The organism is Methanobacterium sp. BRmetb2 (genome assembly GCA_003491285.1).
GTDB lineage: Archaea > Methanobacteriota > Methanobacteria > Methanobacteriales > Methanobacteriaceae > UBA117.
On record CP022705.1, the window covers coordinates 1255585 to 1273235 of the forward strand.

General features: G+C 35.6%; 21 protein-coding genes. 11 read left to right on the plus strand and 10 right to left on the minus strand.

The window, feature by feature from the left end:
* Positions 1–133 precede the first annotated feature (133 nt).
* Positions 134–2809, plus strand: coding sequence for a formate dehydrogenase subunit alpha (locus tag CIT01_06250; GenBank protein ID AXV37824.1), 2676 nt, complete (start codon positions 134–136; stop codon positions 2807–2809).
* A gap of 40 nt (positions 2810–2849) precedes the next feature.
* Here CIT01_06250 and CIT01_06255 read toward each other — a convergent pair whose 3' ends face one another.
* Positions 2850–3107: a hypothetical protein gene (locus tag CIT01_06255; protein AXV37825.1), complete on the minus strand. Its 258-nt coding sequence runs from the start codon at positions 3105–3107 to the stop codon at positions 2850–2852.
* A 216-nt stretch (positions 3108–3323) separates the two neighbouring features.
* Complete coding sequence (locus CIT01_06260; GenBank protein ID AXV37826.1) at positions 3324–3443, minus strand: hypothetical protein; 120 nt, start codon at positions 3441–3443, stop codon at positions 3324–3326.
* A gap of 715 nt (positions 3444–4158) precedes the next feature.
* On the opposite strand from CIT01_06260, the gene CIT01_06265 reads away from it, so the two are divergent.
* The 9 genes from CIT01_06265 (at position 4159) to CIT01_06305 (ending at position 11227) form a co-directional block, all read left to right on the plus strand.
* Positions 4159–4608, plus strand: a complete 450-nt coding sequence (locus CIT01_06265; GenBank protein AXV37827.1) for a tRNA CCA-pyrophosphorylase — start codon at positions 4159–4161, stop codon at positions 4606–4608.
* A gap of 4 nt (positions 4609–4612) precedes the next feature.
* Positions 4613–5647 carry a ferredoxin gene (locus tag CIT01_06270; GenBank protein ID AXV38744.1) on the plus strand — a complete coding sequence of 345 codons (1035 nt, stop codon included), beginning with the start codon at positions 4613–4615 and terminating at the stop codon, positions 5645–5647.
* 15 nt (positions 5648–5662) lie between these two features.
* Positions 5663–5893 carry a ferredoxin gene (locus CIT01_06275; protein AXV37828.1) on the plus strand — a complete coding sequence of 77 codons (231 nt, stop codon included), beginning with the start codon at positions 5663–5665 and terminating at the stop codon, positions 5891–5893.
* Between the two features lie 93 nt (positions 5894–5986).
* Positions 5987–6439: a formylmethanofuran dehydrogenase gene (locus tag CIT01_06280; protein ID AXV38745.1), complete on the plus strand. Its 453-nt coding sequence runs from the start codon at positions 5987–5989 to the stop codon at positions 6437–6439.
* Positions 6440–6451: 12 nt separating this feature from the next.
* Positions 6452–7804: a formylmethanofuran dehydrogenase subunit B gene (locus tag CIT01_06285; protein ID AXV37829.1), complete on the plus strand. Its 1353-nt coding sequence runs from the start codon at positions 6452–6454 to the stop codon at positions 7802–7804.
* A 10-nt stretch (positions 7805–7814) separates the two neighbouring features.
* The gene (locus CIT01_06290) at positions 7815–9524 is read left to right on the plus strand and encodes a formylmethanofuran dehydrogenase subunit A (protein AXV37830.1); all 1710 of its coding nucleotides are present in this window, start codon (positions 7815–7817) and stop codon (positions 9522–9524) included.
* Between the two features lie 2 nt (positions 9525–9526).
* A complete protein-coding gene (locus CIT01_06295; GenBank protein AXV37831.1) occupies positions 9527–10345 on the plus strand; it encodes a formylmethanofuran dehydrogenase subunit C in 819 nt (272 codons plus the stop codon).
* A gap of 76 nt (positions 10346–10421) precedes the next feature.
* Positions 10422–10715 (plus strand): hypothetical protein, encoded by a 294-nt coding sequence (locus tag CIT01_06300; protein ID AXV37832.1) that lies wholly within the window; start codon positions 10422–10424, stop codon positions 10713–10715.
* Positions 10716–10918: 203 nt separating this feature from the next.
* Positions 10919–11227, plus strand: coding sequence for a hypothetical protein (locus CIT01_06305; GenBank protein AXV37833.1), 309 nt, complete (start codon positions 10919–10921; stop codon positions 11225–11227).
* 28 nt (positions 11228–11255) lie between these two features.
* Here CIT01_06305 and CIT01_06310 read toward each other — a convergent pair whose 3' ends face one another.
* From CIT01_06310 to modA, 3 genes are all read right to left on the minus strand, one after another.
* On the minus strand, positions 11256–12350 hold the full coding sequence (locus CIT01_06310; protein ID AXV37834.1) for a Fe3+/spermidine/putrescine ABC transporter ATP-binding protein: 1095 nt from the start codon (positions 12348–12350) through the stop codon (positions 11256–11258).
* A gap of 13 nt (positions 12351–12363) precedes the next feature.
* A complete protein-coding gene (locus CIT01_06315; protein AXV37835.1) occupies positions 12364–13146 on the minus strand; it encodes a molybdate ABC transporter permease subunit in 783 nt (260 codons plus the stop codon).
* A gap of 73 nt (positions 13147–13219) precedes the next feature.
* Positions 13220–14011, minus strand: coding sequence for a molybdate ABC transporter substrate-binding protein (modA, locus tag CIT01_06320; GenBank protein ID AXV38746.1), 792 nt, complete (start codon positions 14009–14011; stop codon positions 13220–13222).
* Between the two features lie 318 nt (positions 14012–14329).
* Here modA and CIT01_06325 point away from each other — a divergent pair, with 318 nt between their 5' ends.
* Positions 14330–14539, plus strand: a complete 210-nt coding sequence (locus tag CIT01_06325) for a molybdenum-pterin-binding protein (protein AXV37836.1) — start codon at positions 14330–14332, stop codon at positions 14537–14539.
* 37 nt (positions 14540–14576) lie between these two features.
* Here the strand turns inward: CIT01_06325 and CIT01_06330 are convergent, their stop codons facing one another.
* The 5 genes from CIT01_06330 to CIT01_06350 all read right to left on the minus strand — a co-directional run bounded on the left by CIT01_06330 (position 14577) and on the right by CIT01_06350 (position 17414).
* Positions 14577–14729 carry a hypothetical protein gene (locus tag CIT01_06330; GenBank protein AXV37837.1) on the minus strand — a complete coding sequence of 51 codons (153 nt, stop codon included), beginning with the start codon at positions 14727–14729 and terminating at the stop codon, positions 14577–14579.
* Between the two features lie 55 nt (positions 14730–14784).
* Positions 14785–15372, minus strand: coding sequence for a formylmethanofuran dehydrogenase (locus CIT01_06335; protein AXV37838.1), 588 nt, complete (start codon positions 15370–15372; stop codon positions 14785–14787).
* Between the two features lie 120 nt (positions 15373–15492).
* Positions 15493–16101 carry a hypothetical protein gene (locus CIT01_06340; protein AXV37839.1) on the minus strand — a complete coding sequence of 203 codons (609 nt, stop codon included), beginning with the start codon at positions 16099–16101 and terminating at the stop codon, positions 15493–15495.
* Complete coding sequence (locus CIT01_06345; GenBank protein ID AXV37840.1) at positions 16102–16848, minus strand: hypothetical protein; 747 nt, start codon at positions 16846–16848, stop codon at positions 16102–16104.
* Positions 16848–17414, minus strand: a complete 567-nt coding sequence (locus tag CIT01_06350) for a formylmethanofuran dehydrogenase (protein AXV37841.1) — start codon at positions 17412–17414, stop codon at positions 16848–16850. The genes CIT01_06345 and CIT01_06350 overlap by 1 nt, the downstream gene beginning before the upstream one ends.
* Positions 17415–17651 lie beyond the last annotated feature (237 nt).

Here is a 17651-nt window from a genome sequence, read left to right on the forward strand (position 1 = left end):
AAGTGAGATGTCACCAGTTAAAAACTAATTAAAATTGAAATTTTTGCATAGTGTAATTAACGTATTTTAAAAATTAAATTTATTATTAGAGTACATAACATATTCTAGATATTAAAACTATAAGAGAGTTAATATGAAGGGTAAAGTATCTTTTTTCATTGATGGATTGGAAATAGGAGCTGAAGCAGGCACCTCAATTCTGGAGGCAGCCCTTAAAAATAATATTTACATTCCTAATCTTTGCTACCATCCCCTCCTAAAATCCAGGGGAGCATGCCGAATGTGTATGGTAGAACTGGAAGATGGAAAGTTGGTCACATCTTGTGAGACTCCTGTCCAGGAAGGACTGCAGGTATTCACTGAAACCGAGTCAATAAAGAAGATACGGGAATGGAATGCTAAATTACTTATAAACTACCATGAAGTGGACTGTTTGACCTGTGCCCAAGACGGTCAATGCAAATTACAGGATATTTCCTCATTTTTAGGTATAGAAAAGGAAGAATTATATGATTTAAGGCCTTCACCTACTGAAATTCCTTACGATGAATCCAATCCATTCTTTAGAAGGGATTTAAACAAGTGTATTCTCTGCGGGATTTGTGTAAGGATGTGTAGTGAAGTGGTGGGAGCCAATGCCATTGAATTTGGTTACCGGGGCTTTGAAACCAAGATAACTACTTTTGGAGATAGGGATATCAAATATTCCAGTTGTGTATCGTGTGGTGAATGTGTACAGGCCTGTCCAGTTGGTGCTCTCATTCCTAAAGAAACTGAAAAACCTGCAAGAGAAGTGAAAACCACGTGTCCTTACTGTGGAGTAGGATGTACCATACATTTAGGTGTTCGAGGTGACCAGATCATATCAGTAAGAGCTGACGAAGATAACCAGGTAAATAAGGGGAACCTCTGTGTTAAAGGTAGGTATGGATTTGGATTTGTTAATAGTCCAGATAGAATAACTAAACCATTAATCAAAAGAGAAAATGGTTTTGAAAAAGTTGAATGGGACGAAGCCTTGGACCACATTGCTCAAAATTTACTTAAATACAAAGGAGAAGAATTTGGCGCAATAGCTTCAGGTAGATGTACCAATGAAGATAATTACGTATTACAAAAGTTTACAAGGGCAGTAATGAGTTCTAATAATGTGGACAACTGTGCCCGATCCTGTCATGCTCCTTCAGTAGCAGGATTGGCTCAAACTCTGGGCAGTGGGGCTATGACCAATTCCACTGATCAAATAACTGATTGCGAGTGTATGTTTATTATTGGGACCAACCCTACTGAAACTTATCCTGTGGTGGGCATGCGCATGATGCAGGCGTTGGAGAAAGGTTCCAAACTTATTGTAGTTGATCCACGGGAAATTGATCTAGCAAAACGTGCAGATATATTTTTAAAAATTAATCCAGGTTCTGATGTGGCCCTAATCATGGGAATGGCCCGAATAATATTGGAGGAGAATCTTCACAACGCCCAATACATTGAAAAGCGGTGTGAAAATTTCCAAGAATTTGAAAAATCATTAGAAGCATTTGATCTAAAAACGGTAGAGGACATCACTGGCGTTAAAAAAGAACTTATCAGGAAGGCAGCCCGTTTATATGCTCAAAGCGAGCCATCCTCTATATTTTACTCCCTGGGAATAACTGAACATTCTCATGGAACAGACAATGTATTTGCATTAAGCAATTTAGCACTTTTGACGGGAAACATTGGAAAACTTTCTGCTGGAATAAATCCACTAAGGGGACAAAACAATGTGCAGGGTGTTTGTGACATGGGATGTTTACCTGACACCTATCCCGGATACCAGAAAGTAGGTAATGGAGAGGTAAAGGATAAATTTGAGAGGGCATGGAATGTCTCTTTACCCCCGGAAGCAGGACTTAAAATGCCGTTTATGATTGGAGCCCATGACCAGAATCAAATTAGAGCCCTTTATGTTATGGGAGAAAATCCGGCTTTAAGTGAACCAGACATAACCAATATTAAAAAATCACTTGAAAAAATGGAATTTCTCATCGTACAGGACATGTTCCTCACAGAAACAGCTAAAATGGCCCACGTAGTTTTACCCGGCTGTTCCTTTGCTGAAAAGGACGGAACTTTCACCAACCAGGAGCGTAGATTCCAAAGAATACGCCGCGCCATACCAGCTCGGGGTGAATCATTACCTGACTGGAAAATAACCTCCCTGATTGCCCGAAAAATGGGTGCTGGTGGTTTTGATTATGAAAGTGCACAGGACGTGGCCGAGGAACTGGCAGATCTAACCCCAATATTTGGGGGTATTCGTTATGACCGAATGGAAGAAGAGGGTTTGCAGTGGCCCTGCACATCCAGTGATGATCCAGGAACATGTGTAATGCATGTGGATGATTTTGCCACTCCAAATGGAAAGGGTAAATTCATGCCCCTGGAATACCGGCCACCAGAAGAATTAACTGACGGAGAATATCCTCTAATATTAACCACGGGCCGTATTATCTATCAATACCACACCAGCACCATGACTGGTGCAGTGGAAGGACTTAGAGAACTTTATAGTTATGACACTGTGGATATCAATCCACAAGATGCCAAAGAATTAAAAATTATGGATGGTGAATTAGTAAAAGTCAAATCACGCCGGGGAGAAATTCGTGGAAAAGTAAGAATTACGGAGAAGGTCCCTGAAGGTGTAGTATTTATGACCTTCCACTTTGATGAGGAACCAACTAACACCCTGACCAGTCCAGCTATGGATCCCCTTTCTAACACCCCGGAATTTAAGGTGTGTGCAGTGAAAGTGGAGAAAGAGTAGTTAGGGAAATAATAATTTTTTTAGATCATTAATATTACTGTTATTCACGTAACTGAAGAGATTTATAGGTAACGACCTGGCAAGTATCACCTTTTTTTATTTGCCCCTTTCCTTCTTTACTAATGACGTAGCAGTTGGATTCTAAAATGGATTTATTTATCCCTGCTCTGGTTCTCAGGCCTTTAACTTCACCATTTTTATAAAAAGCCCGGATAACATTGTATTTATCTGGAGATGATTTCATATCAGATAGGGCCACAGCGTCTCTGGCTTTCATTTTCCAGTAAATATTCTGCATTTTAAAGCAACCAGACCCTTGAGAGCATATTGGTTAGAATTAATAATCATACCTAGTTCTAATCCACCGGAAGGTTCTGCCAGTTCACTCCATGTTATTATTACTCCTATTTGTGGTTTTTTGTATACTCAACAGCTTTGTGCCCGGTAGAGACAATTAGGGCCATAAGATGTGGATTTAAAATTTGGTCTTTTCTTAAGATTAACTCTCCTTTTTTCAAATCTTCCCTTGAAGAGAAACGTCTTGGTTAAAGGTTACTGGTTTTTCCAGGTGGACATATTCTCCTTCCTCATAACCAAATTCCTGCATAATAACTGCATCAGATCCAGCAGGCATGGGGGCTCCGGTAGCGATTTTTACTGCTTCACCATTTTTCAGATTATATTGGAGGTGTATCCTGCTCCAATATCATCTTTGGTTTTAAGTGCAACAGGATCTGATCTGACGGCATGGGAGGTGTTTTCAGCAATGACTGCATATACGTCTATAGTAGCACGGTTAAACGGAAATAAATCAATTAAAACTTCAATGTCCTGGATAAAACTCGTATATTAGCTTCTGATAATTTAATATATCCTTTTTTTGTTTTTAATTCTATTTTTTCAATTATTTTTTGGCTTTTGCTACAGGTATTAGTTCGTCATGATATGTGTAATACATAATTGGAAGGAATTTATATGAATTATCTTATGCGTTAATCCCTTCTTTTATTTATCTGGAGTATCTGGAGGTGAACTAGTTTCTAACTTATTTCAGTTTTTTAATGCATTAATACTCTTTTTATTCATTAAATCATTATTTAAAAATTATTTTATTTTATATAATACATTAAAATAAACTTTTTTTTGAATTAAAATGTTTTGTACAAATTTTTTTTTTAATAACAAAAATTTTAAATCTATTTTGTTCTATATAGTGAATTTAGGTGTATTTTAAAATTAATAGTTAGTGTACTAATCACACAATACTATATAAACTTATCGTTATAGATTTAGTAGAAATATATATATTAATTAGAGTTTAAAGTGTAATCAATACACATGGTGACCAAATGCCGAAGCATATAGTTTCTGGATTAAAATATTTAACTGCAGTAGAACTACGAAAACAAGGCCATACGCAGAGAGAAATTGCCGATGTATTAGATATGGACAGATCAACAGTTTCACATTATTTAAATGGCCGAAATTTATCTTGGAATTCTATTGAGATAGCAGAGACCATCACGAATTTATGTCCAAAAGATTTCTTGCTTTTGACATATGCGCTGGTAAAAGACGAAGAAAAAACTCGAAGCATAGTAAAAACATGTTCAAAGCGAAAATATGAAGTCCATATAAATGACACCTGCATTGGTTGCGGACTGTGTGTAGACTTGTGTATGATGAACGCCATAGTGCTTAAAAATCTCAAAGCACATATAGACTCCAATTGGTGTTGCGGTTGCCTTATATGTGAAGAAAGGTGCCCAACAAGTTCTATAGAAATTTTGGAGGTATGAAATGATTGCAAACACGAAGGAGGTCAAAGGCAAGGACTTTGACGTTAAAAGATCAGCTGAAGAAAAAAGAGAACTGATTTATAAAGATGACATCTGTGTCGGGTGCGGTATCTGTGAAAATATATGTCCAGTGGAAGCAATAGAATTAGGATCAATCGGTGCAATTGTAAGAACCGAAGCTGATGAATCTAAAATCTGTGTAGATGAAGACAAATGTGTTCTCTGTGGAATGTGCAGTGTAGGATGTCCTGTTGATGCTCTAGATTTAAAAATTGATGATGTATCAATCAAAACCATGGATTCATATCCTAGCTATATTTCATCTGCAGAGATCGACAATGAAACATGTATCCACTGTAAAGCATGTGAAATAGCCTGTCCAAGAGAAGCCATAACCATTGCAAGAGAACTTCCTGACAGATCCAAGCTAGTAACCGGTGAAATAGAAGTAGATAAAGATACATGTGTCTATTGTGGAGCATGTGAAGAAATGTGTCCTGCAGACGCAATAAGGGTTGATCAAGACATAGATTCTCGTGATATTGAAATAGATGAAGATAAATGTGTATACTGTTTGGTATGTAAAAAAGTATGTCCAGTTGACGCTATTAGGGCTGCATGTAGAACCTGTTCATATGGAGAATATGACATTGACCCTGCAGATGCAGAAATAAAAGGAGAATCTTTCATAGATGATGAACTGTGTGTCCGCTGCGGATGGTGTGAAGAAATCTGTCCTGTAGACGCAGCTACAGTCAAAAAGGCATTTAAAGGTGAATTAAATATTGATCAGGACAAATGTACTACTTGTGGTGCATGTATTGATGTATGTCCATGTGATGTGTTGTCATTCCATCAAGCCTCAAAACCTGGTGAAATAGGGGAGAAGGTTGAAAAAGATGAAACCTTCTGTATATATTGTGGTGCATGTGAAAATGTGTGTCCTGTTGAAGCAATAGATGTCAAGAGAACGGATATAGATTACACTCCTACCAAATCAAAATCGTGGAAAAACAAACTAGAATCCTTAAAAACTTAATTCTTAGGTGATATAATGGAACTGAAAGTAAACCAAGATAACTGCCTTGGATGCGGTGTTTGCGTAGTAGCATGCCCAGTAAACGTATCCATCAGTCCGGAAGTAGAGGGAGGACACGGACCTAAAACCGAAGAAGTAATAATGATGGTTGAAAATGGAGTAATCAAATTGTTTAGCTCCGATAAATGCACTAAATGTGGGACATGCCAAGTATTCTGCCCTACAGATGCGATATGGCTAGAATGAGGTGTAAAAGTGACTTATATAGAAAAACCAAGCGTTCCAAAGGTAGTAAAATTAGAAGAACCAACTACTACAGAACGAAAAAAATTAGAACTTATGCTGAACACTGGTTCTGACATTTACCAGGGAGCATGCAAAAAACGAGGATCCACACTCAAAGATGAATACAGAAAGGTTACAGGGATCGCATACATGGACCCTATGGACATGGCTAAATTAGGTGTCACTAACTGGGACAGTGTGAAAGTGACAACTGATTGGGGAGAAGTTGTTGTTTACGCCGCCCATTCAAGGGATGCTCCTCATGAAGGAACCATATTCATACCAAAAGGCCCATGGGCAAACGTTATTACCAGCCATGAAACTTACTGTTGCTGTGACCCTACCTACAAAGGAATCATGTGCACCGTAGAAAAATCGGATGAAGAAGTATTATTAATGGCTGACCTCATGAGAGCAGTCTACAAAAAATATGTTAAAGATGATAAAAGCATCGATGGGCTTAAATCACTTGGTGAGATGCCTGTTTATAAAAAAATTAAAAATTGAGGAGGTATACAAATGGCATACGAAGAGCCCGTAACTGACTACGATAACATCGTAGAAAATTGTACTTGCGCATTTTGCGGATGTAACTGTGATGATTTAGATTATTTAATTAAAGATGGGCATGTTGTTGCAGTAAGACACGCCTGCCGGTTAGGCGCCAGTAAGATCATGGAAGATATGGATCAAAGATTAATGGTTCCAATGATCAGGGGCGAAGACGGCGAACTTGCTGAAACAGACTGGGATACTGCCCTAGACAAAGCTGCAGAACTCATAGCTGGTGCTGTAAGACCTATATTCTATGGTTGGAGTGAAACTTCCATTGAAACCATGAAACATGGTATCCGGTTAGGAGAACTGGTTGGTGCAGTGTTAGATAACCAAGCAACTATCTGCCACGGCCCTTCACTTCAGGCAGTGCAAAATGTAGGATACCCAGTAATGACACTTGGTGAAGTTAAAAACAGAGCTGATATGTGTGTTTACACTGGAAGTAACCCTATGAACTCACACCCAAGACATTTGGCCAGATACAGTACATTCCCTCGAGGATGGTTCAGACCAAGAGGCAGATTTGATAGAACAGTAGTCACCATGGATCCTAAATTCAGTGACACAGCAAAAATGTCTGATATTTGGGTAGGATTTGAACAAAATGGGGATTATGGATTTTACAACGCTATAAGGGCAGTTTTGAAAGGTAAAGAACTCCAACATGATTATATATCCGGCATACCTAAGGAAGACATTTACGAATTAGCTGAAGCCATGAAGAACACTCAATTTGGAGCATTGTTTTTCGGTTTAGGACTTACCCACACATTATCCAAACAAAGAAACATTGACATAGCTATTCAAATGGTGCAGGACTTAAACAAATACACCAAATGGGTACTAATGCCTATGAGAGGTCACTACAATGTTAATGGATTCAACATTTTCATGGCATATGAAATGGGATTCCCATATGGTGTAGATTTCTCTAGAGGATATCCAAGATACATGAATGGAGAAACAAACACCATTGACTTATTAACCCGAAAAGAATGTGATGTGTTCATGGTCGTAGCTGCAGATCCTGGTGCTCACTACCCTGGAGGGGCAGTAAAACACCTGGCAGAAATTCCAGTTATACAATTAGACATTCACTGGGGACCATCTACAGAAATTGCAGATGTAGTACTCCCTGGATCATTCATTGGTGTAGAAGCCGGCGGTACTAGTTATCGTATGGATGGTGTTCCAATCTACATGAAGAAGGCAATAGATAAACCTGAAACTTGCCGTGACGATGAATGGATCGTTAGAGAATTATTAGAAAGGGTTGAAAAAATCAAAGCTGAGCAGGCAATAGCCAGTAAATAAGGTGATTTTCATGGAATATATACTAAAAAATGGTATCGTTTATGACCCTGCAAATAATGTAGCGGGTGAAAAGAAGGACGTAATGTTTAAGGATGGTAAAATCGTTGACAATGTGTCCTCCGATGCAAAAATACTTGATGTAACTGATAAAATTGTAATGCCTGCAGGTGTGGATCCCCACGCTCATGTAGCAGGACCAAAACTAGTAACAGGTAGGATTTACCGGCCTGAAGACTCAAGAAAAGGAGTAACAGCTAAAAAAGGCGTTTGCAGATCAGAATCAGGATTTTCCATACCTAGTTGCCCTGCAACTGGATATAGGTACTCCCGGATGGGGTATGGAACTGTAACTGAAGCCGCAGTACCTCCACTGGAAGCCAAACACACCCATGAAGAAATCATGGCAATACCTAACGTTGACGTTACCCCATTGCCATTGTTTGGTAACAACTGGTTTGTACTGCAGTACGTGAAAGAAGGCCAAATAGAAGAAATAGCTGCTTTTATATCCTCTTGGTTGAAAATAGTCAAGGGATACGGAATAAAAATTGTCAACCCCTGCGGAAGTGAAGCATGGGGATGGGGAATGAACGTACACGGTATTGATGATCCGGCACCTTATTGGGACGTAACCGGAAGAGAAATGGTAAGAGCTCTTTCACAGGCCAATGAAATGTTAGGATTGCCACACTCCATCCACGTACACCCCAACGACCTGGGACACCCTGGAAACTTCCCTACAACTGTGGGCACCATGGATTGTGTTAAGGATGTAGAGAAAAACAGTTCTGTGCGAAACCAGACCATACACATTACTCATGCCCAGTTCCACTCTTATGGTGGAACCAGTTGGAGAGATGCTGAGTCAGGTGCTGGAGAAGTTGCAGATTACGTAAACAAAAATAAACACGTAACCTGTGACGTTGGACAGGTAACTCTGGACGAAACCACCACTATGACTGCCGACGCACCTATGGAATATGACCTTTCAAGGTTAAACGGGCTCAAATGGGCTAACAAGGACATTGAACTGGAAACAGCAGCAGGACTTGTTCCATTCATTTACTCTGGAAAAGCCCCTGTTTCCTCATTACAATGGGCTATTGGATTGGAGTTGTTCCTTAAAATCGAAGATCCATGGCAAGTGTGCCTGACCACTGACCATCCAAACGCGGGTCCATTTATTCGTTATCCTAGAATCATATCATGGCTCATGAGTAACCAGCGCAGGCAGGAAATGATGGACAACCGGGAAGTACACCCTTGGTCCCACAAAAGAACCTCATTGGCAACTTTAGACCGAGAATACGATTTCAACGAAATAGCAATCATCACCAGGGCAGCAGCAGCTAAAATATACGGCTATCAAGATAGGGGAGAACTCACTCCTGGTTACAATGCGGACATAGCAGTTTATGACCTGAACCCCAACGACATAGACCCATCCAAAGAACCCGCTGCTATCGAACAAGCCTTTGGAAATGCCATGTACACCATCAAAGACGGCCAGATATTGGTTAAAGATGGAGAAGTTGTACAGATTAAACCAAGCCAAACCATATGGACCAATGTACAGGGATACGAAGAACAAGAAAAAATGATCATGGAAAAAGTCATGCCTACATTCAACACGTACTACACTGTCAAATTCGAAAACTACAAAGTACATGACCATTATTTACCTAACCCAATTGAGGTAAAAGTCCAAGCAAGCAAATAGGGGTGTTAAATTTGAAGACAATAACATTAACTTTAAAGAAAAAATCCCAAATAGCCCTGGAATTTGATGAGTTAATCCCAGATAATATTTATAACTGGGAAAAATCCGATTTTGAAGAATATCAGGTTCCAGTTGGAAACTCCAGATTCCCTTTGACCGACTACTTTGATATTGATGTAGAAGGAACCGCTGAAAGTCCAGAAGAAGTTAAAATGATTCTGGATGGAGATATGGGTCGTGTTAAATACATAGGCTCTAAGATGGGTGCTGGAGAAATTATAGTAAACGGAGATGCTGATTTACACTGTGGAGCTGAAATGATTGGCGGTAAAATAACCGTTAATGGAGATGCTGAGAGCTATGCCGGCAGAGAAATGAAAGGTGGAGAACTCACCATCATGGGTAACACCAGAGAATTCTGCGGATGTTCCTACATTGGGGACTGGAGAGGAATGAGCGGTGGAAAAATTACCATTCAGGGAAATGCAGGTAAACAGCTAGGAGAATGTCTTTCTGGCGGTGAAATATACGTCAAAGGAGATTGTGACATTTTAGCTGGTATACACATGACCAAAGGATTCATTCAAATCGATGGTAATGTAACCCGATGGCCTGGTGGACAGATGAAAAATGGTAACATACTCATCAACGGACGGTTAGGTACTCTCCTAGAAGGTTTCGTACAGGATGGAGTTGTTACAGATCCTGACATCGATGGAAAAGCATTTTCCGGTAAATACATTAAATATACTGGAGATATAGCACTAAATGGAAAAGGTGGATTGTACTTAAACGCAGAGAAAAACAGAGATCTGCTTTAAATACATCTTTCCCTTTTTTTATTTTTTAAAAAATTAAAACTACAATTTAATCTGTTTTTTTTAAACATGTGATATTATGGAAAAAGAAATTACTCTAAAATCTGATGAATTACTTGAATATATAAAGGAAAATGTAGAGACTTATGATCTCTTAGAAATAAGTTACAATCGTATTTATGCGCCGGGTGAAGTTTTAGATATAGAATTTGATGATGAATATGGTGATGAAATCTTCGAAATTACCCTGCAACTTACAGGTGAACTTTTAAATGATACCATTAAAATTGACATGTTAGAATTAAAGGATGATATAATCGAGATAATTCATACTAAAGACAAAAGATCTACAGTTATTGTTGTGGAAGCCTAATTATTTTTAATTTGAATTTAAAATGGTATTATACCAGTATTAATCTTCTATAATTTTTTTTAAATATGTTTTTTAATTTTTATTGAGAATTTAATTCTAATAATTTGCAATGAAACATTTATTAGATAAATTAAATATAAAATCATACAGATAAAACTTCATGTGAAAGTTATTTCCCCGTAATTAGTGTAGGAGGGATTTTTTTGGAAAAAAAAATAACCATGGACTGTGATGAAGCCATAGAATACATAAAAAATAATGTTAAAGAGTATGATATTTTAGAATTGTCTTATAACAGAGTTTACACTCCTGGAGAAGTATTAGGAATAGAAGCCTGCGAAATTAAGGGCAGAAAAAGTTGTTGTGTGATGATAAGTGTAGCTGAGGAAACTGTAAGCACCTCTGTTGAAATTGATTTAGAAGAAATAAAAGATGATCTTATTGAAGTAATTCATATACCTCGAGATAAAGAGGAAAAAACAATAATAATGATTGAAAAGTGTGATGTTTAAGTTTCATTTTTAGTATAAAGATGAGAGTTTATACCAGAGAATTATAAGATCCATCACCATCAATTAATTTTACATTCACGGATTTAAAACTTAAATAAATTTCTTTACCTTTACTTATTCCTAATTTTTCACATGAACTAGGCGTTAAAATTCCTTTGAAACTGGTTTCACCTACTTTAACTTCTATCCACACTATGGGGCCAATTTTGATAATATCCACTACTTTTCCTTTGATCTGATTTCGGATGGAAGATATAAATGGTTCATTGGAAAATATTATGTTTTCAGGTCTAATTGCCACAAAAACTTTATTACTCTCTGATTCTAAGATATCAGAGCTGTGTACAATTAAGTTGTGGTCCATTTTAATATTAATAATGTCTTTGTCTTTTCCAATTATTTCTCCCTCAAAAACATTGTGCACTCCTACAAAATCAGCCACAAAATTATGGGATGGTTTGGAAAATACTTCAGTTACTGTACCCTGTTGTAATATTTTACCATTCTTCATAACTGCCACTACTTCTGCTAAATTCCAGACATCATTAAAATTATGAGAAACATGTATACATGTTGTTTCATAGTCTCGAATTACATTTTTAATTAGCCCTGTCATATGGGAGTGAGTCTTTACATCCAGAGCACTGAACGGCTCATCCATCAACAAAATATTCGGTTCAACAATAAGCGATCTTGCAACTGCTGTTCTCTGTTTTTCACCACCACTTAAAGTTTCAGGTTTTCTATCCAGTAGATGATCTATATTCAAGAGTTCACTCATTTTTAAAACTTTTGATTCGATTTCAACTTTGTTTTTAGTCTTTTTCTTCAAACCATAGGCAATATTATCAAAAACACTCATATGGGGAAATAGAACATAATCCTGATAAACAATGCTTATACCTCGATTTTCAGGATTTAATTCAGTGATATTAACTCCCTCCAGGAATATTCTACCTTTTTCTGGCTTGAAAAAACCGGCAATTGTTTCTAAAAGTACAGACTTACCAGAGCCGGTTGGCCCTATAATCACTAAATAATCATTTTTTTTAACTTTAAGATTTATTCCGTCAAGATAAAATTCCCCAAGATCCACACTTAAATTTTCTATTTCTAAAAACAAATTATCACCATGGTCAAGCTTCTGTTTCCTTTGCGAATTTTTCTAGAACAAAAATGGCTATAAATGATATAATAACCAGTAATATGCCTGCTGTTAATGCCATATCTACATTTCCAAATGACAAATTAAGATAAAGGGCAATAGGAAGAGTTTCAGTCTTCATAAAACTACCTCCTCCTATAAATAGTACAGCAGCAAATGTTCCAATACATCTGGCAACTGTAACAATAGAGGAAGCAAACACACCATTTTTAGCTAGGGGAAGCGTAATATTTGTAAAAGTTTCAAATTCACTGTATCCTAAACTTCTAGAAACAAATTCATATCGTGTATTAATATAATTAAATGTTGAGTAAAGTATTCTTATAGCAAAAGGCAATGCTACAAAGAATTGCGCTATAACTATTCCGGTAGTGGTAAATGCAATTTTGATACCCAACTCTTCAAGAGGTTTTCCTAAAAGTGTATTCCCAAACAACATTAATAATGCAAGACCTAAAACTATTTCAGGAAAGGCCATAGGTAAATCTAAAATACTCTTTATTAAGGTCTTTAAAGGAAAATTATATCTACTCAAAGCATAAGCAGTCGGTATAGCCACTAACATAACACATATGGCTGATATTCCTGCAGTGTAGATTGTAAGCTTCAAAGCAAATATCATTTCATCTGAAAATAATGATTCAATAAATCCAGAAGGACTGGGAATAATGAATAGACTACAAATAGCAGTAAACAAAAACAGAGTAAAAATTATAGAAATTGAAATAAATGTTAATTCAAGCTTTGATCTCATTGTATCGCTCATTTGACTGTTCATAATTAATAAAATAAAAATAGAAGTCAAAAAACTTCTATTAATTTCAATTTTATTGTGTTACTGGTTCAAATCCCCATTTTTTCCATATTGCTAAACCTTCATCAGATAATACATAGTCTTCAAATTTCATAGATAGATCTTTGTCTTTGGTGTAAACTGTAACTGCGATAGGAATTGTTTTTATTTTGTTCTGGTCTGCAGGGATTTTTATTTCCTCAATTTTTCCTTTACCTTCACTCCAACTTAGCATGTCCTGCCAGATAATAGTAGCATCTGCTTGGTCAGTTACTAAATAAGTTAAAAGTTGGTTTACAGTTGTTGTGTACCCTACTACATTTGGTTTAACTTGAGCAAGGAGATTATCTGTTCCAAGGATTTGTTCACTGGTTTTACCTATAGCAGGTCCTTTTGGATCACCAAGAACTACTCTCACTCCGGGATTTGCAAGGTCTTCTATGCCTTGAATGTTTTTTGGATTACCTGCTTGGACAGCAATAGTAGGTATATGTTTGGTTACATCTTTAATTGTATCATTAATTAAGTATCCTTTTTTTTGTCCCTCTTGAGTGTACTTGGTATCACCAGGGATAAAAATATCAGCATCTTTTTGAGTCTCTAATATGCCAAATAAATCAGCAGCCCCACCATATCTTATTTCAACTTCAACACCAGGATTTTCCTTTTCAAAATTTGCTTTTAATTCGTTAATAGCTTTTATAGTACCTGCACCAGCAAGAACTTTTATAGTTTTGCCGTCAGCACTATTAGTATTACTAAAAATTCCACTAGCATATACTCCTGCAATTACTAAGATAATTACTATAACACCTATAATTGCCATATTTTTTGATTCCATCTAATGCCTCCTTATTTGGGTATTAATAAAAACCTATCATAGTCTAATGATATGTACTTATATACTTATCGAGCTTTAAATGAGATCTGAAAATCTTAATTATTTCGTTCAATTTGATTGAATATAAAATAAAATCTTAATTATCAATGATTAACAGATGAATTTTGTTCATTCCTTGTTTTAATTTAATAAATTATTCTAATTTAATTAAATACTGATAAGCACTGATTTTTAACTGATTTATAAAATTTTTCATGTCAAAGTATATACAAAAAAAATTACAAAATTAAATGTGGTGATAACATGAAAATAAGTGCTAGAAATGTTGTTGAAGGAACTGTTGAATCCGTGAAAGAAGGAATGATAATGGCCAACATAAAAGTGAGAATTGAATCTCCGGAAATTATGACTGCAATAATTACCAAAGAAGCAACAGAAGAACTGGGTATAAAAGAAGGGGAAAAAGTAAAGCTAGTTATAAAATCTACGGAAGTAATGGTAGGTCGAGATTAATCAACATTACTTTCAATATTTTTTTTAAAATCACAATTTATAAAAGACCTTTCAGTTTATTTTTCCTTAGATAGTCTATTATAGCTCTTCTAATAAGATTTCCAATTGTTATATCTCCTTTTTTAATTGATAATTCTCTAAGTTCTTCATAAACTTCTCTTGGTATTTTTATAGTTATTTGTTTATCCATAAAAAAACTTCCAGTTTTTAGTTAAGTATTAAACGGATAAGTATAAATTTATTCCCTATTTTGATTGATTTTTAGAATTCAAACATCCCAAACAAATGTTTCCACCATCTTTACTGATAAATGATTCGTTACAGATTTCACATATTACTATATTTTTTTTCTCTTTTTTAGGTACCTTTACTTGAACATATTCCCAACTGTAAACAGAATCTCTAGCTTCAATTAAATCTGATATTGCATCCTCATGAGAAATTTTCTTTTTATTCATGTACCATGAATGAAGTAAAGGATATTCAACGGTTTTTGAAGGGTCTAAAAATATTCTGACTCCCTTAACATAACTTTCACCAATTTTAGCCATTTTGTTCATAGTAATTGCCATTTTTTCATAATCATGTACTTTTAGTCTTTTATTTCCAACTGTACATCCACAGATTATCTGAAAAGGATCGGGTAGGCAGTTTAGAGTCTCACAAGTTACATAAACTCTTTCATTTTCCTTAACATCCAGTAATTTAAATGCTAAATTTAACATCTGTATCCCAATAAAAGCTCCAGTACTTAAATGCCCATGGAAGGGTACAACTTTATCTATTTGTTCAATCATTTGTGGATTATTGATTTTATCGGTTATTTCATCCATTTTATCACCGGGTTTTATAAATAATATTTAGCTCGATATGTTATTTATTGTACTTCCAGCCTATAAATTTTATAAAATTTTATTATACTCTATAAATATGAATTTATGAACTGTTTTTTGTTACTTATGAATATGAATCCATAAACCTGTTTTATCGTTAATTATTTTGTAATTTAGAATATTTGTCGAATTTAAACAGTCATTTAATTTGTTTGTGCTGATTTTGGGTGGTTTTTTAATCTCTTTAATATTATTATCTGTCTGTTTGAGAGATCTTCTGTATTTTTTATGGATTTTGTCTAATCCAGAATTTCCATATCCACCTCCAATATAAGCAAAACCTCCTTTTTTCAAAGTTCTATCTATTTCATTAAATGCTGTAATCATATCTTTCCAGAAGAACATGGATCCCCGGCTGACAATTAAATCTGCAAAATTATTTTCAAAAGGCATGTTATGAACATCTGCAACCAAGGGAGTTATCCTATTTTCTAACTTCTCTTTTTTGATATTTTCTCGAGCAATTCTTAACATTTCGGAGGAGATATCTGTAGCGTATATTTCTAAGTCTGAATTTTTAGCAATTTCTATAGCTAGGAAAGCAGGTCCTGTACCTATATCTATACAGATTCCATTATTAATGCTACTTAACTCTAAAATATCACAGGATATATTAGTATAAATATTCAAAGTGTTTTTGCAAAGTTTATCCATTTTTCCTTTAGTCATTTAATCTTCCATCACCCGGTATATTAACTCGTTTTTGCAAATTTTACTGTTAATCATCCCTCCACTTTGACTTATTTTTTGAAGGATCGGTTGGGCTTTAATTATTTCTACCCCTGCCAGCATATTAGCCCCATAATCGAATAAAACTTCACTCATTGTTGTGCTTGGACCTAAAATAATTACATAAGTGTCTTCATTACACAGATTTAAAAACCTCTCCATGGACTTGTTGATAAGTGTGGAACCTGTAATGATTACAATATCACTTTTAGGAATTACATATTCTGCTGCAGATTCATTTATTATTCCTTTTTTCGGATTTATAATGGAAGGATCAGATTCTAAAACCCATAATTGGCTGGATGAAGCTTTAATTTTGGGTATTAAAGGAAATCTTCCCACCATTGTAATTTTTTTGTCCTTTCCCATTTCTATTGCTAAACCCAATGCATTAATGTCAGTTTTTCCTTTAGGTTTCACCATGGAATTTATTGCAGCAACCCCTATGCTGGCTTCTACCATATTCCATGAACGGGAATATTCAGCTAATTCTAATGTTGTTTTTGAATTTAACTCTCCTAGATCTTTAGTGTAATTTCCATGTTTGAAGGGAATACCATATGTCTTGGCAACACCACAGTATTTCCCATCTACTCCGGTCCATGATATGCCTACCCGAACATCTTTTACAGGGGAGGCATTGCTTTTTAATGAAGAGATTAAATCATCGATTAATTTCATTTCCATTAGTTAGTCTCCAATTTTGTGTAGTACGGCTTATTGGCGCATGAGTGGCACACTTTGTCTCCATTGATTATTAATTCTCTCTTGTCTAATATCCGCTCACCGCAGATGTTACAAACTGCTTTAAATTTGGGGAAACCCGGTAAATCTTCTTCAGGTATTTCTACACAAACTTCTTCTATCTTAAAAAGCTCTTCTTCTGGAATCTGTGATAGTTCTTTTACCATGTCATCCATTTCAAATTCACCTGGAGTTCTATTGGAGTTTTCTATGGTTGAAATTCTAACGGCTCTATTGTTACTAGTATCAACAAATGTACTTGCGAATTTACCGTAATTAAGGTATTTTAAACTTCGATGGCCGAGAGAACATCCAGTAATAGCTTGCACAGCATCGGCCATACAACGGTCTATCTCTAAATACACGATCAAATCCTTATTTCTTTTATATAAATTCATATCCAGTTTTTTAAGCCCAGCAATACTCATTCGAGTTCCGATAACAATGCCGGGACAAAGACCACCATGAAACTTTTGTGCCTTTTTAACCAGTTTCTCAAAATCACTCATTTTTTCACCAATTAAACAAATATAATCGAAATGTATATATAATCATATCGTTTACTCTAATTTGATTGTTTAATGATCAATTTTCTGGTTAAATATTAACAATTAGGAGGCTATTAATTTAAAAACATGAAAATTAAAGAATAATTAAAGAATTATACTTGTAGGTTATTTAAATACAAAATGAAACACTATTTTTTCATGATAAAATTAATTTTCCAACTCTAAATTTAGTAATTC